The following is a 20592-nucleotide window of genomic DNA, read 5'->3' as shown; positions in this document are numbered from 1 at the left end:
ACTATCTCCATTTCTTTAGTACTTTCGATAATTCTTTTTCAAATTCCTTAACAGCCTCTTTTTTTATATCCTCTATATTAGCCTCTATTACTTCTTGATTTAATTCAATCAACTCAGCTTTCGTGAAAATCTTTCCACAATCCGAACATTGCATCTTTGTTTCATCTGGAGCCTCCTTTAATTCACAGTCAATATCATTTATTATTGAAAATTGATCATTACCGCATACATCACAATATAATTTTACATTTCTACTTAAATCTTTCATTCACACTCTTCCTCTCTAGTCAAAACATTTCTTCTGTTTCCCCGGCAAATACTTCGCCAGTTCCTCCACCAACTCATACACCTTCGTTCCTGGTGCTATCTCCGCAGGTGTTTTCCCTTTTCCATTGTTAATAATCCGTCTTGCATATCGAATTGCCAACTTCGGATTTCCACCATTCATCAGCGTCTCAAATATGTCATCCATATTCTTCTCATACTTCCCAATTCCCAGTTCCTGAAATTTCTCATTCAAAAACTTTTTATACTCAGATCTGTGATTATTTGCCGTATAATATGCAAAATGTAACATGAACCAGAATTCGATACACTCGTTACTCCACGCCGCATGATACTGAATATCCGGATTCTTTTGATTTAATACTTCTGCCCGCTGGACTACTCCATTGACATCACTGGATGGGAAACTGTCTTTATCATAGACACACCATATCTGCCCTTTCGTAATCTTATTCTCACGCACATACTCTTCAGCCTTTCCGATTACCCGCATCGTCTCAGCCTGGCAGCCTTCAATTTCAATCAAAACCATATCTCGATAAATGGGATTATCTTCAATATACCGTTTGAATCCTTGAAAATATTTAGGTTCCGTTGCTTGTCCCTCGCAGAAAATGTAGTAGCGGAATTCTTTCTTCTCCAGATATTCCTGCCGACGTTTCTTCTTCCAGTTGTCTTTCTCTTTTCTGCCTCTTTTAGCCATTCACCGTCCCCCAATCTATAATCTTTCTGAGGTATGGATCTGCACCATATTTCCCTTCCAGATACTGTTTATCGAACTTGGCATCCTTTCGTACAGATTCACCTTTCTTATTTTTAAATTCTACAAGAGAATATAATTTTGAGTTCTGACGGTTTCCTTTTGCTACAAACCAGATTTCATCTCTTCTGAATACTTCACTGTTCATAGTAGACAGATCATGTGATGTAAAAATCAACTGTGCACCCTTTTTATTTTTTTCCATATTACTGAAAGTCATAATAAGGTATTTAAGTAATACCGGATGTATCTTTGCATCCAATTCATCAATCACAAGTGTCGTTCCTCTCAATAAACTTTTTGCAATAAATGGGAGCAATCCAAATAATTTCTTTGTTCCACTGGATTCATCAAATAAATTCAATTCTGCTTCATATTCATCTACTACGTGTTTTGTAAATACTTCGATCCGGTCATTCTCCTTTTCTTCTACACGGAAATCTACAATATCCAAATCCATCTCCTGAATCATCTGAAGCATCAGTCTTTTTACATCCTCTGACTTAGAAACAGCCATTCGTAATTCCTGCATAGGATTTCCATAATTCAGGAAATCAATCTCTTCATCAAACCAGTCAAGCACATCCTGTACCACTTCATTTTTGCTGTAAGTAATTCCAAGATACGATAACAACGGCAATGTATCGGATAATTCATCACTGGTTTTCAATCTTGCAAATGCACCTTTCAAATTAATTTCATCTTCATCTCGTTCAAAAAGTGCTGATTTCCGCCCTGTTTCTAATTTTATACGATCCAACCTTTCGTATTCGATTACTTCTTTTTTTACGGTTAATTCATAGCGATACTCTGCCATTGCCGTTCTAAAAAACAGTTCAAATTCTGTTGGCTCATTTCTTGTTTCTTCATCAAAAGCAAACGGCTCTATCACAAGCTTTTTCATTTTTATTGCAATCTCTTCGTTATTACTTGTAGCATATAATGGTCTCAACACCTTCGTAACCAGACTGTGTAACGCTTCAAGAACATTAGATTTGCCTCCACCATTTGGTCCGTATACAGCAGATACCGGTAAATATAATTCCTCATCTTTATCTTTTATAATTCTGTCTTCATGCTCAGAAATGGCGGCAGCCTGCATGTCAAATGTTACCTCATCCCGTATACTCTTAAAATTTTTCACTGTAAATTGGCATAACATCTTATTTACCTCCATTAGTCCAAACTTCTTGCCTATATCCTTATTATATTCCGTTTTTTTATTTTAGCAATAGTTTTATGAGATGAAATCTCATATTTTATATTATAATTTACATTTCGGCAATTTTCGGCAAAATTATACACCTTAGACTTCATATTAATGACTTTCAATCCATTCCTCATCTATCCGCTTTATCCCAGTTCACATTCATTTACTTCCATCTGCACCATATTCTCCCGCAATATCTTCTCCACCTTCTCAGTATTCGCTTCTATCATCACTTTCAATATGTAATCGGCGGTTACTTCCACCGGATTTGGATTATGAAATCGATAGTTCAGTTTTCTTTTCGCCACGGTGAAGTTTCCACCTCCTCCCTGCTCACTCTTTGTCCATTACTATGAAAATTCCTCCTGAAATAGTCCTAGATTTTCAGAATGTTTTTCATAGTCTGCATATTGTCATTTGCCATGGCTTCTCGTCTGCTGACTCCATCAATTTTTACCGGAATACATCTTTCCAGAATTCTGTCATAAATTCTTTTCTTCTCAATTTTTGTCTCTTGTTTTAATTGTGCTAAAGGAAGATTTGTTGTGATAATCAAAGGTTTCCCCGATCGATATCTCCAATCAATCACACCGAAAATATTTTCTAATGCATACTCACTGCTCCGTTCTACACCAAGATCATCAATAATTAAAAGCTCATATCCATTCAATAATCTGATATATTCTGTCTTGTCTTCAGCTGCAAACAAATCATTTAATATGGTGTTGAAATTTGTCATTTTCACGGTAACTTCTTTTTCCAGCAATGCATTCGCAATACAAGCAGCCAGATAACTTTTTCCTGTTCCAACTGGTCCCCAGAACAAATATCCCATATGGTTTTGCTTCATTTTTTGCCAGTTTGTTACATATTCTTCTGCGATTCTTATAACGCCACTATCTCTTTCTACATTTTGAAATGTAAATCCCTCCATTTCTTTTTCCTCAAAGCAGATTTTCTTATTTCTTGCGATTAGCTCCCGATGCTCTTTTTCTTTATAATATTGTGCCTCTTCTGCATATGCCTTCCTTTCACACGCACACTGCCTGTGATGCTTTCTCATTTCAAGCAAAGAACCTTTTGGATAAAATGCTTCTACGGGTTCTTTACAAACAGTACAATGCATCAATCCATCTGCGCCTAAATATGTTTGTATCTCATACATCACAGGCTTTCTCCCTCCCCACACTCATAATTCATCTTTTGATTCTTTATACTGTAACTACTTACTCCATACTTATTACTTGAGTTATTTTTCTCTATTACTTTATTAGATGCCGTATTTATATCCTTCGTAGAGTTATCATTCTGACCATATGAAAGCTCATTTTTTAACTCTCTATCGGCTTTCTTTATATCTGTCTGTAATTGTACCTTTCCAGAAACCTCTACTTTGTCTGGTATCATTACATACATATGTCTTGGTTTTGAAAATCCACCAAATTTCCGAATTAGCAGTCCTGCATCATCTAGTTCTTTCAAAGCCTTTTTAACAGAAGATTTGCACTTCCCGGTTTTCTGTGATAGTTCTTCAATTGGAAATATTGCATATACTCTTCCATCCTCATCTGTCCAATTATTCTTTCGTGATATTCTCGCCCGGTCATACAACAGCATATAAATAATTCTTGCATTCTGACTTAGCTGTAATTCCAGCAAGAATTTTGGAAATTAATAATACTGCTTCTGCCGCTCCTGCTCATTCATGTACAAATATTTCATTTGTTTCTTCCTCACCTTCTCAATATTTGAGGAAATATATTTTTGAATTTTATATCCACAAAAATTTATCCCTCTATATATACAAAGGGAGAGGGCATAAAATACAGCCCCCTCATCAGAATTTTTTTAATTTTTTCATAATTTCATTACTGTGCATCCCAAAATTCCGCATAATCTTAAAGATAAGCAGAGAACCAGTTAAGGTACTATAAATCCCTAGTGAATCTCGCTCTTTGTTATTTCTTTCTTCTTTTTAATCTGAATTTTTATACAAGAGCAAGATTCACCTGTGTTTAACAAGTTTATTCTTGATGAATATTCTATTTTTATCCTCTTGATTCAATTTCATCTTCATCTAATTAGCTTCCATCAAAGATTTCCGCACCATTTACATGATATTTTCTTTCAAAATATTCAAAAAAGCACCCGGCTTCTGCCAGATGCTCTGTAAAAAATATTCAATTTTTACCTGCTTACATTTTCAATGTAGCCAATATAATATTCCTAATTTCTAAATATTATTTTCAATTATTACGATACGGTATTACCCGGATGGATCTTGCTCTTTATTATTCATGTAGAATTTCTTATATATTAATTACTTTGCAGAATTGACTGATAAATGCTATTATCAATTTCTAGTCTTTCCATTTCTCCAATAGTCTCTTCTCTATTACTTATACGCAATATTTTATCGTTCCACTCTCTAACAACATCTTGAAATAAAAGATATTGAATTGATTTTATAATTTTCGAAGCACTATATATTTTTTTATCCGTCACTAAAACAGCTAAATCTGTTAATTCTGTGTTTCGAACAACTATTTCATTATTTGAATCGATTTTTTGCCATTCAACATATCCTGAAAGTAAAGAAGGCTTCTTTTCTGCAAGAAGTGTATATAAATCTTTATATACATATTTTTGTTCCATATCATACGCAAAATATGGGGTAATTTTTCCATCCACCGGATTAATATATATATGATTATAATAATCAATATCGACAATGCAGCCATGAATACTACCATCTCCACCAATTGATTTAATTACTTTAGAGATATTCAACAATTTATCCATGTAAGAATTCATTATTGTTTTTATATTAGACACATATTTATCGAGATTTTTGTAATAATAATTCAATTCATGATAAAGCTGTTTTGGACTACCTCCATTTAATAGCATCAGTTTATTACTACGATTATAATATACAAACATATGTGCAAAGCCCTTTTTTAATAATACAATTTGCTTTCCATCATTTTTCTTTTTTAATCTAACATTTTTCCCAATATTAAAATCAATATATTGTTCATATGTAATCTTATAAATACCATCAGAATAATTTATAAAGCTATCATATGTACCGTTAATTAAAAAGTATCTCAAATCGTAATCATCACTAGAATATCCAACCTGATTGTCTGCGAAAACTGTTTTATCTGAGGACATATGAAATATATTATGGTGTGTATGCCCACTAAGATAGATGAAATTAGAATTATAGCCCCTTTCACTCCAATTATCCAGCGGACAATGGGTTGCAATAATAACATTATAATTAGATAATGCTTCTAATACTTTTAAATATGCTTTTTCACTTTTTTCTGCTTGTATAATATCTTCCGCAAGCGTAGGAACAGCATCTCTATATAATCCTATATCAGCATTATATATACTACCTTCTGATGTTAAAGTTTTACACTTTCCGGAAAAACCTAGTCCTCCAAATACAATCATTTTTGCTTTTTCTGCATACACTTGTATTTCATCAATTGCTAACTCTGATAATTCATTTTCCGAAATTACATGATGATGACTGAACGAAAGTAATTCTCCATTTCCTGTTCTATCATCATAAAAGAATGCCAATTCATTTTGTAGCATTATCACATCATGTTTTTTACAAATAACTCGATACCTTTTAATTATTTCATCTAAATCAGAAACCGCCATGTCATAAGCCCATATCTCATGATTTCCCAATACAAAAATTATAATACCATCTCTGCGCATTCTAAGCTGTGAAAAAAAATAATCCACATTTTCTGTACAACAATCAATATCTCCCACTATAATCAATGGATTATCCCCAAATGGATCATCTCCGTTCATCTTTTTAATAACATGATTTATATATTCCTTATCAGAAAAATCCTTAAATCCCTTTTTCATTTTCATATCACAATGAATATCACTTATATAAAAAACTTTTCTTCTTCCCTGCATTGTCATATTATTATGTACACAAGGCAAGGAATCAACAACTGGTTCGAGAGCACATATTTCTTCATAAATATTCTCACATTTTCTCAATTAAATGGTCCCCCAATCCTTTCAATATATCTTCCTTTTTATTTTCTTCTGGTATATTTTTAATGTAAATCAATTATCCTAATCAATAATTCCATTTTCATTATCTAAAATATAACACCTATCTATTTCCTTTTCAATCTGCTATCTAACTTCATATAAAAACACTAAAAGCAAGCCCAAACAAATATTTCCACCCAAATATTTCTTCAAACTTGCTTCCTTCTATATCTTATTTGATTGAATATATTATATTTGTATAACGTTCTATTTTATTACTACTATATGTATCGTACTCTTACTAACCCCAAACTCCTTCGCGGTCTGACGCACAGTGGCTTTATGTTCGATGATATAATATGCGATTTCTACTGCCCTCTCCTCAATGTAATCTTTCATAAAAATAACCCCTGCATAAATTGTTTTTTACAATCTATGCAAGGGCATTTTGATGTATGTCTGCATTTTCCTTTTGTACTTTCGGAGTTTCCCTTATATAAGCCTTATAAACCAACTCTTCCCAGACACACCAGCAATCCAATCGCTCCGACAGCCACAAACACTAACCCCATACCGGCTGCCTTTTTCCTTTTCTCCATAACCACTAACTGTCTGCTGTCTATGGAATTCATCGGATAGTTCCTTCGACCTATTAGATATAGTAACAACCCACTCGAATTATTCCCGTTCGCAGCAAGCAGTCCCCATAATTTTGGATGTTTTAATCCACGGGCGGCTGCATCCATCACCGTTAACTGATAGATCTGATATACCGTTTCCATAGCTCCGACAACTGCGGCCGCACCAAATATCACAGCCAATACAATATTTTTATCCATCATATTTCTCCCTTAAATACGTCTGATAATCTGATAAAGCAATACTGCTGAGCTCACAATAGCCAGACAAAATACCATAATCAGATAATATATCTTATCCGGCAGGAACATACTTAAGGTAATCAATAGAATAACCGTGATAATATTAAGTATGATCGCTCCTATCAATTTTTGATTGCTTTTGACTACATTTGTGCTTTCTTCCAGATGTTCCATCATTCTTTCGTCCCCTTTCAATAAATCATCAAGACTTATGGAATAAAGGCTGCTCAACTCAATGACGCTTATAATATCCGGATAGGATTTTTCATTTTCCCAGTTTGAAATGGTCTGTCTGGACACATTGATCTTTTCTGCAACTGTTTCCTGGGTAAATCCGGATTTCGTACGAGCGTCTTTTAATTTTTTCCCAATTTCCATATCTGCGTTTCTCCTTTCAGGAACATCTTTCCACATTGCGTGTCCAATGTCTATCAAACTTCCTTTACATGACCGTTTTTCGCATCAATTTTCGTGTCAAAATTATTTTACACAGCGTATTTACGCAGCCTGCCACCGGGGACAGAAAAAAAGTCACATTCCCCGTCCCCATGACACAATTCCGATTCCTATCAAGATTACACCTCCCAGAACATCTGCCTTTCCTGACAGCTTTGTTCCCAGAGTCTTACCGAGGCACAGCCCTGTCTCACATATCACAAACGTTACCACTGCCACGATCAGTGAACAGACTACAGCCATAACCAAATCATACCCGGCAGTGGTAAATCCTACCGACAACGCATCAATCGATGTTGCAATCCCCTGCATCATAAGCACGGCAAAACTTAATCTTTTCACTTCTTCCTTTTCCTCTTCACTCTGCATAGATTCTTTGATCATGCTTCCTCCGATATACAAAAGCAAAATCAATGCGATCCACGGAATGAACTTCTGAAACTGTCCAAAAACCTGTACGATCGTATGCACACATATCCATCCTATCATAGGCATCAGGAACTGAAAGAATGCATATACTCCCGCAATATAAGCCATTCTTGATTTCTTCATATTTTTTTCATTCATTCCATTTGCCAGCGAGACAGAAAATGCATCCATTGCCAGTCCCACTCCAAGTAAGACACTGTTCATAAAGAATAAAAAATTCCACTCCATTATCATTTCCTCCAAAATTAAGTTCAAACGCATGACAACAAAAAAACCAGATACAGCAGCTGCCTGCCATACCTGGTCTATACTTTCTTTATAGGATAGAGAGAGTCCACGCATAGATATTACAGCTACACATGAGTCTCACAAATTAAAACAAGCCAGATCCATCGATCAGTATGTTGACTTGTTGCGTTATACGCCTGTTACTCCCCCATCGGTCATTTATCATCTAAAAGAAAATATCATAATTAATAAATTTTGTCAATAAGCAATCATTTATTCCTTTTTCTGTGGTATGCTTTACACAGAGATTTTCCCCGGAACAACTCTGAAAAGAACCAATAAAGGAGTCACAACAATGCCTCACTACTACATGTTTCACAAACCTTTCGGCTGTGTCACTGCCAGACGCGATGACCGCTATCCGACGGTTATGGACTATTTTGAAGAATTACATAATGACAGGCTTTCTCCGGTCGGACGCCTTGACCGTGAGACGACCGGACTTCTCCTGATCACGGATGACGGTATCTTCAATCAGAAGCTCACTCATCCTTCCTATCACAAAAAGAAAACTTATGAATTCACCCTTCTCGGCAATCTGACACCGGAACTGGTACACAAGCTGGAAACAGGTGTCATTCTGAAAGGCGCCGATACCCCGACCGTCCCGGCTGAAATTACCGTAACAGGACATGCGGTAATGTCCGATATTCTTTCCACATTACCGGTGGAGATTCAGAAAGATATCCACAAAAACCGTCCTGAACACCCTGTTACCTATGGAATAATTACCATTTCCGAAGGGAAGAAACGTCAGATCCGGCGCATGATGAAATCGGTCCACTGCTGCGTGATTGAATTGAAACGCATTTCCATCGGAAATATTGTACTTGATGAATCGCTGCGTCCCGGTGAGTGGAAAGAAATCTTTCCGGATAATGCTTAAGATAAAAAAACTCCCCGTCTATTCTGCCGCACCAGAATGGTGCCATGCCAGAAACTCCGGGGAAGTTTTTTTATCTTTATATTTTCTTTTGCTTTCAATTCAGTCCGGCTTAATTGCCTGAGTCTGAACTACTTGAACTTGATGAATCACTCGAGCTTGATGAACTGCTTGAGCTTGTCTCAACCTGAATGCACTGGTTAGCCAGCCATTCTTTTACAAGATCATTCAGTGCAATCTCTTTCAGTTCTGACTTGGATGCGGCTTTCTTCAGAGCCTTCACACTGTCGTATCCGTATGCATCCGCAATCTTCTTAAGCTCTGTCTTATAAGTCTCATCATCTAACTTAATGTTCTCTTTATCTGCAATTGCCTTTGTTACCAATGTCTGCTTTACACTGGATTTTGCAGCTTTTGTTACCTGCTTTTCGAATTTCTCAACAGTTGTTCCCATCTGCTGTTCGATCAGATCATCATATGACATATTGTAAGCTTCTGCAACAGATTTGTACTGAGAGATCAGAGAATCTTCAATCTTCTTTACATCTTTCTCAGGGTATTTCTTAACTTTTGTATTATCAAGAACCTTCTGCCATGCTGCCTGCTGTAAAGAATCATTATATGTCTTCTCGTTATCTTCCTCGAGAGACTTCTTCACTTCTTCTTTATATTCTTTTACTGTCTTAGATTCCTTTGACACCTTCTTTACAAACTTGTCCGTAAGCTTCGGTGTCTTCTTTTTGGAAATAGATTTTACTGTAATTGTAAATGTAACATCTTTTCCTGCCAGGTCAGAACTTCCGTAATTCTCCGGAAACTTTCCGTTCCAGTCAAAGGTATCGCCTGCATTATGTCCGATGATACTGTCTTCAAATCCATCGATGAAAGAGTTTGAACCTATCTCCAATGGATAATCTGTGGATGATCCGCCGTCAAATGCTTCTCCGTTCATCTTTCCGACAAAATCAATTGTCGCTGTATCACCTTTCTTTACTGCACGGCCTGTTACTTCTTCTGTTGTCGAATTTTCATCCAGTACTGATTGAATCTGTGTATTCACATCATCATCCGTTACTTCACTTGGTTTGTCAACCTTATCTACTTCAACGCCTTTATAAACAGAAATCTTAATATTCTCTGTTTCCAGACCTTTGGCAGACTGGCAACCAGTCATCATAAGAGAGACTGCCATAACACCTGTTAATAACATTGCCACTTTCTTTTTCATAGTGCACCTCGTTTTATTATTCATTTTAAGGTGGGCATCATAATCCCATCTGATTTCTTGGTATACGTTTACGCATACTATTTTGTTATATCACATTTAGAAAAACTTTCATAGCATTTTCACATATATTTCATTCTTTTATCAAATTTTTCATTTTGAAATCGTCTACTTTTCCCGTATACTTCTTGCACTCCCACCAAAACAATGTTAGAATATTTGTTATGGAATATAGAATATAGGAGGTTTATTGTGAAGACATTTACAATTGTATTATTGGTAATCCTTGTGATTTTGATCGTTGCATGTGTTGTATTATATTTCGTTGGAAAGAAAGCCGAGAAGAAACAGGCAGATCAGCAGGCACAACTTGATGCAGTTGCACAGACTGTTTCCATCCTGGTTATCGATAAAGGTCGTATGAAATTAAAAGAAGCCGGCTTACCGGATATCGTAATCGAAAATACACCAAAGTATCTTCGTCGTTCTAAAGTACCGGTAGTAAAAGCCAAAGTCGGACCAAAGATCATGACACTTATGTGCGACGCACAGGTTTATCCTTTGATTCCGGTTAAGAAAGAAGTAAAAGCTACTATCAGCGGTATTTACATCACAGCAGTAAAAGGTGTAAGAGGTCCGCTGGACGTACCGGAAAAGAAAAAGGGATTTTTTGCAAGATTAAGAAACAAATAAGTACTTAATAAATAACAGCATTGGAACCTATCGACCCAATGCTGTTATTTTTATGTCTATATTACAGTCTGCAACCGGATCTCCGTTGATGTCCAGCGCATAGTTCACATGTACCGTGATCTTTTCATCCTGTTCTTCGAACCGGATATCTTTTGTAAATACCCCGATCATCATCTCACCGTATGGTGTCTCATACTGTGTCATATTGATCTTGTCTTTCTCGAATACCATATGCGTATTTGTAATCCCGCTCTTAATGATCTCAACCTTCCGGTCATCCATAATTCTGACCTTATTCTTGATCGTTCCCGGAATTCCTTCTACCAGTTCATCATAAATCACATAATGTTTTCCGTTTTTTTCATAATAATTCGCAGGTGCGATCACTTCGATCGGTTCATTTCCCGGCTCATCACCCTGCGCTTCTATCCCGGTCACATCCTGATGCAGACCGGATATACTTAATAATACGTCTTTTGTCATATATTCTCCTAATAATCTTCAATATCAATTGCCTGTGTCTTATCTACATCATATGGCAGGATTGAATTGGCAAATTTCTTAAATTTTTCTGCTGCATCACTGACATAAAAATCATATGCCGCCGGTTCTCCCGATGTATTGGCAATTTTCTGCTCTTCCAGTATCTGCTTCAAATCCATCGCTGTCTCGTACGCCGGATTTACAATATGTACAGACTCTCCAAAATATGCCATAATCCGGGATCTGAGAAGCGGATAATGGGTACATCCCAGAATCAGTGTATCAATCTCCGACTTTCTCATATCAGACAGATAGATATCGATCACTTCTTCTGTGATCTTATGCTTTGCAAATCCTTCTTCTACCAGCGGAACAAATAACGGACATGGTTTTCCTATAACTTCCGCTTCCGGCATAAGTTTTCTGATCTCTTTGGTATAAGTCTCGCTCTTGATCGTTGCCTCTGTACCAAGTACGCCGATCTGACCGTTTTTCGTCTCTCTTACGGCAGCTCTTGCTCCGGGTACGATCACTCCAATGATCGGAATATCAAATTCTTCCTTCACCGTCTCCAGCGCCAGTGCACTGGCCGTGTTGCATGCGATCACGATTGCCTTTACATTCTTTGTCTTCAGGAAACGGATGATCTGTCTGGAAAAACGGATAATGTTATTCTTTGACTTACTTCCGTATGGAACTCTTGCTGTATCCCCAAAATATACTACATTTTCATTCGGCAGCTGACGCATGATCTCTCTTGTGACGGTCAAACCGCCGACTCCCGAATCAAACACACCGATTGCTGCAGTGTTCCTGTTTTTATTTTCCACGATATTAAATCTCCTTTTATGAATACTCCACCATATTTTACTATTGTACCGTCTTGGACGTGCATTTTCAAGTAGTAATTCTCCGACATTTTTAAAAACAAAAAATCGCTGTAATCCAATAAATTCAATGGATTCAGCGATTTTTTATTTTTAAATTCTCAAAGACCAAACTATAAAAATAAACATTCGTTCTACATAAAATTTAGAAATAAGATTATTCTAAAATGGCAGATTATTTTCCGAAAAATATTCTTTATTCGGGTATAATTGTCTAAAAGCCAAAAGTGCTGCTTCCTGTAATAATGCAAACTCTTTGTCCATATGAAGCAAATGTGGTGCCTGAAATGCGATCATATTAATTTGTTGTGCTATTTTTTTCGCAATTCCTTCTTCTGTTAGTTGTCCCACTCCAAATACAAATGATGTAAAATCTCGACCATTTCTGCTAACCTCAATATATTTCAAAAATACATTCTGAAGTTCTTCTAGAAGAATTTTATGATACAATTCGTCCCGACTCTCTATTTCCGACATTCCCAAAGTATCAATAATCTGCATTCCCTGCTTTCTTCGTTTTCCTCCCCAATCTATCGTTATGACCTCTGCCAGATATTTTAAATCCAAAAGGCATCCTACAAATTCATCTTTCACAGGACTACTTTTTCCATATCTTGCAATCCAGAGTTGGTTCCGATACTGTTCTTCTTTCCTTTCTCCATTACCTGTATTTTCTCTCAACAATTCCATTCTTCTTACTGGATTTGTTTCCTGATAAAAAATTGTTGTCCACGTTTTATCCATTTTTACATTCATTCCTTTCGCACTGCTCAAGGCACAAAACATCATGAAAAATGTTCGCTTGTTACAGGCAGGCAGCAAAGATTTAATTATTAACAAAGTCAGCTGCTAATTCCAATGCTTCAAAGCTTTTTCCATAAGTACGATTAATGAATCCATGAAGCATCCCTTTCAAAATATGATATTCTACCTTCACTCCTGCATCTTGAAGTTTCGCCGCATACTGTAAGCCCTGATCTAAAAGTGGATCACATTCCGCCGAAATAAAACACGCAGGCGGAAGTCCTTTCAAATTATCTTCCAACAGTGGCGATGCTAATGAATTTTTAACATCTTCCTCATTTTCAAAATAATGTGCCATCGGATTATTCATACAATTATAATTAAGAAAATATCCGACTTGATAATGTTGTTCTGAATCTGTGATTTCTTCTTCATAATTTGTGGTCAGTGGATAGAAGAGTATCTGTTTCCGAATTTTCGGTCCTTCTTGATCCCTTGCCATAATCGAAACTGCTGCTGCAAAATTTCCGCCAGAACTATCACCTGCCACACTAATATTTCCCTCATCTCCATAGTATAATCCAATATTATTTTTTGTCCATACTAGAGTTTCATATGCCTCATTTAGTCCTGCCGGAAACTTATACTCCGGCGCCAGATGATAATCTGGTGCCACCACAATCATATTACCGGTATATGCAAGATATCTGCACACATACTCATATACTTCTATACTGTTCATCGAAAAACTTCCGCCATGGTAATAGATCAGAACTGGAAATAGTTCTTCCCCTTCTGGTTTGTAGATTCTTGTATTCACATTTCCTTGCGGTCCCAAAATCTTTACATCTTCTGTATCAATCTTCATCAGATTCGGATAACAGATGCAATGCCTGATTTCTTCCGTTATCTCAGCAACAGATTCATAATCATTCTTTTTTCTCCATCTTGCTAGATGTTCCATATCCATTTCCTGAGATGGATAAATGATTACCTCTGGTGCCGGCTCTCCATATTCCGGTTCCATGAATTTTCTGTAATTTGTCATGTCTTCCCCTGCCTTTCCCTATTTTCTTTCATACACTCTTCCGAATAACACAAAGATGTGGTTTACACCACATCCCTGCGCGAGGATATATCTATGATTTGATCTATGCTGCTTTCTTAACCTTCTTTCCTCCTGCAATCTGTTTCTGGATTCCATCCAGACATACAGCTCCAAGGAAGATGCATCCTCTGATGACCAACTGATAATATTCGCTGATATTCATGATTGTCATACCATTGGTCAGAACTCCGATGATCAGTACGCCACATACAGCTGTAGAGATTTTTCCTTCTCCGCCTGTCAGACTGACACCACCGATGACTGCTGCTGTCAGACAGTCCATCTCCATATTCTTTCCTGCTGTCGGCTGTCCGGAACTGATACGTGCCAGCATGATGATTCCGGCAAGTCCTGATAAGAATCCACCGATTGCATATGTAGCAACTTTTAATTTATTCGTATTGATACCGGATAATCTTGCTGCTTCTTCGTTACTTCCGATTGCGTAGAAGTGTCTTCCGATATATGTACGGTTCAGTACCAGTGCCGCGATAATAATCACAATAATGAATACGATTACCGGGATTGGGATTGGTCCGATATAACCCTGTCCGATCATCTTTGCATTCAGCGGCAGATTAGATACCGGCATTCCTCCGCATACGAGGTATGCAATTCCCTGTAAGATGATCTGAAGTGCCAGTGTTCCGATCATCGGGAAGATTCCTGTCTTTACAATGATCGCTCCTGTAACCAGTCCAACCAGTGTTCCACCGGCAAGTCCGCATAAGTAAGCCGGTAACAGTCCCCATCCGAACTTGGTCAATAATACTGCAACCAGTACCGATTCAACGGAAATAACGGAACCAAGCGACAGGTCGATACCACCTGCAACCATTACAAATAACAGTCCGATCGTTGCAATTCCCATGATCGAAGATTGTCTGATAACCGTAAACATATTCGACATCGTCAAGAATGACTCTGGCCGCAAACATCCAAATAAAATAATCAGTACTATTAATATTACCAAAACAAAGTATTGTTTTATAAAGCTTTTCAACTTATCCATATCTCTTCCTCCCATCTTAGTCCGTTATATTCGACGCATACTTCATAATCTGATTCTGCGAGAATTCTTCTCTGTCAAGTTCGCCTACAATTCGTCCTTCTGCCATGACCAGCATTCTGTCTGACATTCCCATGATCTCTTCCATCTCTGATGAGATCATGATGATTGCAAGCCCTTCGTCCGTCAGACGGTTGATCAGTTCGTAAATCTCCTGTTTTGCCCCTACGTCGATACCTCTTGTTGGCTCATCCAGTATCAGGATCTTCGACTCGCTTGCCAACCATTTCGCAACTGCAACTTTCTGTTGGTTACCTCCTGACAGATTTCCTACCAGTTGATTGATGGAAGGAGTTTTTATCCGAAGTGCATCTTTGTATTTGTCTACACACTTATTTTCCTCTTTAAAATTAATGAATGTCATCTTTGACAGTTCTCTTAAGATTGGCAATGTAATGTTCCACCGGATCGACATCTTCAGAAGTACTCCTTGATTCTTACGGTCTTCCGAAACATATGCAATTCCATGCTGGATCGCATCTTTCGGAGAATGTATGGTAACTTCTTTTCCGTCTACGCAGACCGTACCGGAATATTTTTTATCTGCTCCGATGATCAATCTTGCGATTTCTGTTCTGCCAGCACCGACCAATCCTGCCAGTCCGACGATCTCACCCTCACGGACGGAGAATGTTGTCTCTTCATTGGATGATCCGCACAGATTCTTTACTTCCAGCAATGTTTTCCCTAATTTTGGATGTCTTTCCGGATAGGTCTCTGTCAGTTTACGGCCAACCATATCATATATTAACTGATTCTTATTCGTATCTTCTTTGTTAACTGTTTTGATTACTTCGCCGTCACGCATTACCGTAATGCGGTCAGCCAGTTCAAATATCTCGTCCATACGGTGAGAGATATAAATAATCGAAACGCCCCTTTTTTTCAGATTCCTTACGAGTTTAAATAAAATCTCAACTTCATTATCCGTAAGCGGTGCCGTCGGCTCATCCATGATCAGAAGCTTTACATTTTTTGCCAGTGCCTTTGCGATCTCTACCAGCTGCATATACGCTACAGTCAAATCTTTGATTCTTACATTTGGATCAATATTCGTATTTAATTCTTTTAATATCTTTTTTGTACGCTCTGCCAGTTCCTTTCGGTCAATGAATATGCTCTGGTTGACTTTCGTACCCATATATATATTTTCCTGTACAGTCAGTTCCGGTGCCAGATTGAATTCCTGGTAGATTGCTTCGATTCCGATCTGGCTCGATAAGATCGGATTCAGTTCTGTATATTCTTTTCCCTCATAAATAACTTTACCTTCATCTGGTGTGATTGCCCCCGTAATCGTTTTAATCATCGTCGATTTACCTGCACCGTTTTCTCCTACCAGTGCATGTACCTCGCCCTTCGCAACTTCAAAAGAAACGTGATTTAAAGCAACTACGCCCGGATATCGTTTTGTAACATCTTTTATTTCCAAAATGTTTTCCATATAGCTTCACCGTCCTTATGCTCTTTCTGGAAAAATTAATGGTATGAGTACGACGCCTCATACCATTAATCTTCCATACGTTCTTTCTTCGTCTGCTACTCTTCGATGCTCTTCTTATATTCTGCTACGTTATCTGCAGTAATTCCTTCTAATGGGAATAATTTTTCTCTTTCTTCTAATTTTCCGTTCTTAGCAAGTTCAACTGCCATATCGATGAAATAGTTAGCATTTTTCAGCATGTTTGTACTTACAGTTGCTTTGAAAGCTCCGCCTTCTTCGATTGCTGCAAGTGCATCATCTACTGCATCTCCGCCGAACATACCTAATTTATCATTTTTAATTCCTGCTGATTTAAATGATTCGTATACACCTAATACACCAGCATCGTTGATTCCTACAACAACATTTAAGTCTTTGTTAGACTGTACCCATGCATCTCCGACATCTACACCTTCCGGAGTGTATCCTGCTTTTGCAGTTACTTCTACATTTGCATTTGGAGCAAGTTCTTTTAATGCGTCAAGGATACCTTCTTCTCTTGTTACCAGGAATGGATAATCCGGGTAGTTGCAGACACCAACTTTAACTTTTTCGTTCTCTTCAAAGTTATCGTTGATCCATTCTGCTGCATTTTTACCGATTGCATATCCATATTCATGGTTGTCGATTCCGATGAATCCTGATGTTCCGTCGATATCTGAGTCATAGGAAATAAAACGTACACCTGCATCTTCTGCACTTGTTGCAGCATCTTTTAATGCATCTGCGTCTGTTACATGACAAATAATAACGTCACATCCTGACTGTACAAAGTTCTCGATTCCTGTGATCTTATCGCTGATCTCCGGACACTCTTTTGCTGTGAAAGTTACGCCTTCTTCTTTCGCATATTTTTCAATGTTCTTGATCAGATGTGCAAAGAATGCGTCCGACATATCACTTACAACAAATCCGACTTTTACCTCTCCGTCACTCTTCTTACCTGAATCGGAAGATTCTTTCTTCTCATCTCCCATGCTGCAGGCTGCCATTGACAGAACCATCGTCAATGCAAGTGCTGCTGCCACTAATTTTTTCACGATCTTTTTCATTTCTTCTCCTCCTTCGTTTAAGTGATTGATTATGTCTCTATTATATTGTCCCGCCCATCCTCAAACAATGTGGGGGATTTTGGAAAAAGTGGTCTAATTTTGGAACATATCCGGAAAATATGATTTTTCGACAGATTCTTTTATCTTATTTCCGTCAATTTCTATGATCCGATCACAGATTGGTGTCAGATCCGCTACATTTGCACTACTTATAATCACACCCGTCCCTTTATGTGCAAATTCCAGAAAAATGCGGTACAAAAACTCCCTGCTCTCCACATCCAGCCGCAGAAATGGCTGAAAACAGCAAATCGCTTTCGGATTCACCCACAACCATCTGTGGAAAATCAGCCTCATGGCCTCTCCTTTGGTCAGACCGATTGCCTTATCCTGGATGTTCCTCTTCTTCAAATCCAAAAATTCATATTCTTTTTGTCTGATATACTCTGTAACTCTGCTGTTTACAAACATTCGTTTTCTCGCATTTTTCTTATATATTGGCAATTCTATATTCTCCAGAATCGTCAGTTCTTCAAATATATGATCCTGATATTTACTTCCGTCTATGATTCCAAGCCCGCTCCGGACAGCTCCATATTCCTGCTCTGCTTGATATTCTTTTCCGCCAATCCTGATAGAACCGTTATAAAATCTTCTTCCCAACAATGTCCTTCTGAGTTCCCGGCTAAATTTGTTCTGTACGTCATAGATTCCAAGTATTTCACCGCTTCTGCAGCCAAAGGTTGTACTACTGATATAAAAGTTACTCAAGTCTCTGACCTCAAATGCATAGGTGTTCTTAAGACTATGTTTCAGATCTTTTTCTGCTGTATTCGCACTTCCGGTCATGCAATTCAGTATTTTCTCTTTCTCGTATTCCCCTTTATAAAATGTGGTGACATTTTTCCCCTGCCGGATCACATAAGTCTTGTCTGCGATCTCGGTAATCTTGTCCGGATAACTGTTAATCCATAAGATCGAGGTCCCCTCTTCTTTGATCTGATTCAATATCCTGATAATCTTATCCATCCTCTGCCAAAGATAATCATCCATCAGGTCATTGATCACAATCAGCTTTGCCCGCTTGACATATGCCCGCAGTACTCTCAGGATACGCTGTTCGAATGCATTCAGTTCTCCCACTTTTTTCCCTGGCGCAATGTCGATACCGAATTTGGCAAAGACAAACTGCGCCTGTGTCTCCATCTTTTTTCGTGACACGCTCCGTTTGAAATAATTCATCTTCTCAACGATATACAAATTCTCCGCAACAGACAATTCCGCAACCATCGGTTCATCATTATTGATAAAAAAGATACCACCCGCATGTTCCACGATTCTTTGACTCATCTGTGTATAACTCCTGCGATTGAACACGATCTCCCCGCTGTCAATCTTCTCCTGCCCGAACAGAATGGAAAATACATCTTCCTTCCCGCTGTCTTCCATCCCGATCAGATTAACAATTTCTCCGTTCTGGATATTCATATAGAATTGATTCAGTACCGTCTTCTTCTGTATGCATTTGCATATCTGTTTTAATATTAAAATATTCTTCTTCATTAACTCTTCATGTAATCCTCTTTTGTGAATAACAGTGGCAGCATCAGGTGCATCTCCGTCCCGTAATTCAACGTACTGGTTGCGATCATATACGCTTCCTTTCCCCAGTACAGTTTCAATCTTCGTTTGATATTCTGTAAAGCCACTCCGTTATGACTGCCCGCCGCATTTTCATCTGTTTTTCCAGCATCTACATCCCGATTCAGCTTATCCAAATCTTCCTGTGTCATCCCAAGGCCATCATCAGCGATCGTCAGCATCAGCTTATCATCCGCCGAAGATATATGGATCTTGATCACGCCTCCTCCAATCTTCATCTCCAGACCATGATAAATGCTGTTCTCCACGATCGGCTGTAAAATCAGTTTTGGTATATAACAGTTCTGAACATCCTTTTCCGCTATCCCGTGATAGACGATTTCAAAAGAAATACGGTCACCGAACCGGTGCTGCTGGATTTTGAAGTAGTTACAGATATTCTTCAGTTCATCTTTCAGGTATACAAATGTTTCTTTCCGGCTGATGTTATATCTAAAGTAATTCGCCAGCGCCTCCGTCATCTCTGCCACTTTTTTATCCCCGTTGATCAGGGCCTCTCCCCTTATAACTTCCAGTGTATTATAAAGGAAATGTGGATTGATCTGATCCTGAAGATTATTGATCTCTGCCACCTTCATCAGTATCTCTGCATTTTTCTGTCGGATCGTTATATTTTCCAGAGAAGATATGATTTCCTGAATTTCTTTGATTAGGTCTCTCTGGGCAATATTGGCATCCGCAAGCGTCTCTGTCTTCCTGTCCTTCCGTTCATGAACTATCTTTTCCAGTTCACACCACGGGCGGTACATATCCCGGTATACTTCTGCAAAATAGACCACAAATAGAATACAGTCAAACACTAGAAGCCCGACTTTCACCTTCATACTCAGTCTTCCGGCAAAACATACCGCTCCCATCGTCAGAATAATCACTCCGGCAACCAGGATTCCTGTCCATATCAGTCTGACGATTGTTTTCTTTGAATAGCTTACTTCCTTTTTCCGCATATTACATCT

The 20592-nt window shown here is 37.9% G+C and carries 22 protein-coding genes and 1 pseudogene; 2 read left to right on the top strand and 21 right to left on the bottom strand.

Going from position 1 to position 20592, the window contains the following annotated elements; translation table 11 throughout:
* Position 1: 1 nt before the first annotated feature.
* The 11 genes and pseudogenes from OCV72_RS12570 to OCV72_RS12520 form a co-directional block, all read right to left on the bottom strand.
* Positions 2-268, bottom strand: coding sequence for an ECs_2282 family putative zinc-binding protein (locus OCV72_RS12570; RefSeq protein WP_055284191.1), 267 nt, complete (start codon positions 266-268; stop codon positions 2-4).
* 15 nt (positions 269-283) lie between these two features.
* Positions 284-988: an RloB family protein gene (locus OCV72_RS12565; RefSeq protein ID WP_055284190.1), complete on the bottom strand. Its 705-nt coding sequence runs from the start codon at positions 986-988 to the stop codon at positions 284-286.
* Positions 981-2207, bottom strand: a complete 1227-nt coding sequence (locus tag OCV72_RS12560) for an AAA family ATPase (RefSeq protein ID WP_055284189.1) — start codon at positions 2205-2207, stop codon at positions 981-983. Before OCV72_RS12560 ends, OCV72_RS12565 begins: the two co-directional genes overlap by 8 nt.
* A 191-nt stretch (positions 2208-2398) precedes the next feature.
* Positions 2399-2563 (bottom strand): hypothetical protein, encoded by a 165-nt coding sequence (locus OCV72_RS12555; protein WP_172677227.1) that lies wholly within the window; start codon positions 2561-2563, stop codon positions 2399-2401.
* Positions 2564-2631: 68 nt separating this feature from the next.
* Positions 2632-3420 carry an ATP-binding protein gene (locus OCV72_RS12550; protein WP_055284188.1) on the bottom strand — a complete coding sequence of 263 codons (789 nt, stop codon included), beginning with the start codon at positions 3418-3420 and terminating at the stop codon, positions 2632-2634.
* The gene (locus OCV72_RS12545; RefSeq protein ID WP_262568960.1) at positions 3420-3914 is read right to left on the bottom strand and encodes a replication initiator protein A; all 495 of its coding nucleotides are present in this window, start codon (positions 3912-3914) and stop codon (positions 3420-3422) included. Before OCV72_RS12545 ends, OCV72_RS12550 begins: the two co-directional genes overlap by 1 nt.
* Before the next feature lie 657 nt (positions 3915-4571).
* A complete protein-coding gene (locus OCV72_RS12540) occupies positions 4572-6296 on the bottom strand; it encodes a metallophosphoesterase family protein (RefSeq protein WP_055284187.1) in 1725 nt (574 codons plus the stop codon).
* Positions 6297-6578: 282 nt separating this feature from the next.
* Positions 6579-6692: pseudogene (locus OCV72_RS12535) on the bottom strand (sporulation transcriptional regulator SpoIIID); the annotation flags it as partial.
* A 104-nt stretch (positions 6693-6796) separates the two neighbouring features.
* Positions 6797-7135 carry a hypothetical protein gene (locus OCV72_RS12530; protein ID WP_055284186.1) on the bottom strand — a complete coding sequence of 113 codons (339 nt, stop codon included), beginning with the start codon at positions 7133-7135 and terminating at the stop codon, positions 6797-6799.
* A 9-nt stretch (positions 7136-7144) separates the two neighbouring features.
* On the bottom strand, positions 7145-7552 hold the full coding sequence (locus tag OCV72_RS12525; protein ID WP_055284185.1) for a helix-turn-helix domain-containing protein: 408 nt from the start codon (positions 7550-7552) through the stop codon (positions 7145-7147).
* A 153-nt stretch (positions 7553-7705) separates the two neighbouring features.
* Entirely contained in the window at positions 7706-8287 is a 582-nt protein-coding gene (locus tag OCV72_RS12520; protein ID WP_022415450.1) for a manganese efflux pump MntP, read from the bottom strand.
* A gap of 355 nt (positions 8288-8642) precedes the next feature.
* Here OCV72_RS12520 and OCV72_RS12515 point away from each other — a divergent pair, with 355 nt between their 5' ends.
* A complete protein-coding gene (locus tag OCV72_RS12515; protein ID WP_055284184.1) occupies positions 8643-9233 on the top strand; it encodes a pseudouridine synthase in 591 nt (196 codons plus the stop codon).
* Positions 9234-9342: 109 nt separating this feature from the next.
* Here the strand turns inward: OCV72_RS12515 and tig are convergent, their stop codons facing one another.
* Positions 9343-10458, bottom strand: a complete 1116-nt coding sequence (tig, locus tag OCV72_RS12510; RefSeq protein ID WP_242859261.1) for a trigger factor — start codon at positions 10456-10458, stop codon at positions 9343-9345.
* Positions 10459-10707: 249 nt separating this feature from the next.
* On the opposite strand from tig, the gene OCV72_RS12505 reads away from it, so the two are divergent.
* A complete protein-coding gene (locus tag OCV72_RS12505) occupies positions 10708-11148 on the top strand; it encodes a hypothetical protein (protein ID WP_055284182.1) in 441 nt (146 codons plus the stop codon).
* A gap of 27 nt (positions 11149-11175) precedes the next feature.
* Here the strand turns inward: OCV72_RS12505 and OCV72_RS12500 are convergent, their stop codons facing one another.
* From OCV72_RS12500 to OCV72_RS12460, 9 genes are all read right to left on the bottom strand, one after another.
* Complete coding sequence (locus tag OCV72_RS12500) at positions 11176-11631, bottom strand: YwiB family protein (protein ID WP_055284181.1); 456 nt, start codon at positions 11629-11631, stop codon at positions 11176-11178.
* Positions 11632-11639: 8 nt separating this feature from the next.
* On the bottom strand, positions 11640-12461 hold the full coding sequence (gene murI / locus OCV72_RS12495; protein ID WP_055284180.1) for a glutamate racemase: 822 nt from the start codon (positions 12459-12461) through the stop codon (positions 11640-11642).
* Positions 12462-12680: 219 nt separating this feature from the next.
* On the bottom strand, positions 12681-13274 hold the full coding sequence (locus OCV72_RS12490; RefSeq protein WP_242859260.1) for a DUF6553 family protein: 594 nt from the start codon (positions 13272-13274) through the stop codon (positions 12681-12683).
* A gap of 70 nt (positions 13275-13344) precedes the next feature.
* Positions 13345-14310: an alpha/beta hydrolase gene (locus tag OCV72_RS12485; RefSeq protein ID WP_055284179.1), complete on the bottom strand. Its 966-nt coding sequence runs from the start codon at positions 14308-14310 to the stop codon at positions 13345-13347.
* 103 nt (positions 14311-14413) lie between these two features.
* Positions 14414-15382 (bottom strand): ABC transporter permease, encoded by a 969-nt coding sequence (locus tag OCV72_RS12480; RefSeq protein WP_055284178.1) that lies wholly within the window; start codon positions 15380-15382, stop codon positions 14414-14416.
* 16 nt (positions 15383-15398) lie between these two features.
* Entirely contained in the window at positions 15399-16883 is a 1485-nt protein-coding gene (locus OCV72_RS12475; protein WP_055284177.1) for a sugar ABC transporter ATP-binding protein, read from the bottom strand.
* 95 nt (positions 16884-16978) lie between these two features.
* A complete protein-coding gene (locus tag OCV72_RS12470) occupies positions 16979-17974 on the bottom strand; it encodes a sugar ABC transporter substrate-binding protein (RefSeq protein WP_055284176.1) in 996 nt (331 codons plus the stop codon).
* 93 nt (positions 17975-18067) lie between these two features.
* On the bottom strand, positions 18068-19537 hold the full coding sequence (locus OCV72_RS12465) for an ATP-binding cassette domain-containing protein (RefSeq protein ID WP_055284175.1): 1470 nt from the start codon (positions 19535-19537) through the stop codon (positions 18068-18070).
* Positions 19537-20583, bottom strand: coding sequence for a sensor histidine kinase (locus OCV72_RS12460; protein WP_055284174.1), 1047 nt, complete (start codon positions 20581-20583; stop codon positions 19537-19539). Before OCV72_RS12460 ends, OCV72_RS12465 begins: the two co-directional genes overlap by 1 nt.
* Between the last annotated feature and the right edge of the window lie 9 nt (positions 20584-20592).

Origin of the sequence: Dorea amylophila (assembly GCF_025567265.1) — a bacterium.
Lineage (GTDB): Bacteria > Bacillota > Clostridia > Lachnospirales > Lachnospiraceae > Dorea_A > Dorea_A amylophila.
This window is presented reverse-complemented; position numbering and strand designations above follow the sequence as displayed.

Bases quoted from the DNA above. Each gene is read 5' to 3' on its own strand.
- OCV72_RS12475 (WP_055284177.1), bottom strand. From the start codon at position 16,883: ATGGAAAACATTTTGGAAATAAAAGATGTTACAAAACGATATCCGGGC.
- OCV72_RS12530 (WP_055284186.1), bottom strand. From the start codon at position 7,135: ATGATGGATAAAAATATTGTATTGGCTGTGATATTTGGTGCGGCCGCA.
- OCV72_RS12485 (WP_055284179.1), bottom strand. From the start codon at position 14,310: ATGACAAATTACAGAAAATTCATGGAACCGGAATATGGAGAGCCGGCA.
- OCV72_RS12515 (WP_055284184.1), top strand. From the start codon at position 8,643: ATGCCTCACTACTACATGTTTCACAAACCTTTCGGCTGTGTCACTGCC.
- OCV72_RS12465 (WP_055284175.1), bottom strand. From the start codon at position 19,537: ATGAAGAAGAATATTTTAATATTAAAACAGATATGCAAATGCATACAG.
- OCV72_RS12490 (WP_242859260.1), bottom strand. From the start codon at position 13,274: ATGAATGTAAAAATGGATAAAACGTGGACAACAATTTTTTATCAGGAA.
- OCV72_RS12520 (WP_022415450.1), bottom strand. From the start codon at position 8,287: ATGGAGTGGAATTTTTTATTCTTTATGAACAGTGTCTTACTTGGAGTG.
- OCV72_RS12500 (WP_055284181.1), bottom strand. From the start codon at position 11,631: ATGACAAAAGACGTATTATTAAGTATATCCGGTCTGCATCAGGATGTG.
- OCV72_RS12480 (WP_055284178.1), bottom strand. From the start codon at position 15,382: ATGGATAAGTTGAAAAGCTTTATAAAACAATACTTTGTTTTGGTAATA.
- OCV72_RS12570 (WP_055284191.1), bottom strand. From the start codon at position 268: ATGAAAGATTTAAGTAGAAATGTAAAATTATATTGTGATGTATGCGGT.
- OCV72_RS12460 (WP_055284174.1), bottom strand. From the start codon at position 20,583: ATGCGGAAAAAGGAAGTAAGCTATTCAAAGAAAACAATCGTCAGACTG.
- OCV72_RS12560 (WP_055284189.1), bottom strand. From the start codon at position 2,207: ATGTTATGCCAATTTACAGTGAAAAATTTTAAGAGTATACGGGATGAG.
- OCV72_RS12525 (WP_055284185.1), bottom strand. From the start codon at position 7,552: ATGGAAATTGGGAAAAAATTAAAAGACGCTCGTACGAAATCCGGATTT.
- OCV72_RS12470 (WP_055284176.1), bottom strand. From the start codon at position 17,974: ATGAAAAAGATCGTGAAAAAATTAGTGGCAGCAGCACTTGCATTGACG.
- OCV72_RS12550 (WP_055284188.1), bottom strand. From the start codon at position 3,420: ATGTATGAGATACAAACATATTTAGGCGCAGATGGATTGATGCATTGT.
- OCV72_RS12565 (WP_055284190.1), bottom strand. From the start codon at position 988: ATGGCTAAAAGAGGCAGAAAAGAGAAAGACAACTGGAAGAAGAAACGT.
- tig (WP_242859261.1), bottom strand. From the start codon at position 10,458: ATGAAAAAGAAAGTGGCAATGTTATTAACAGGTGTTATGGCAGTCTCT.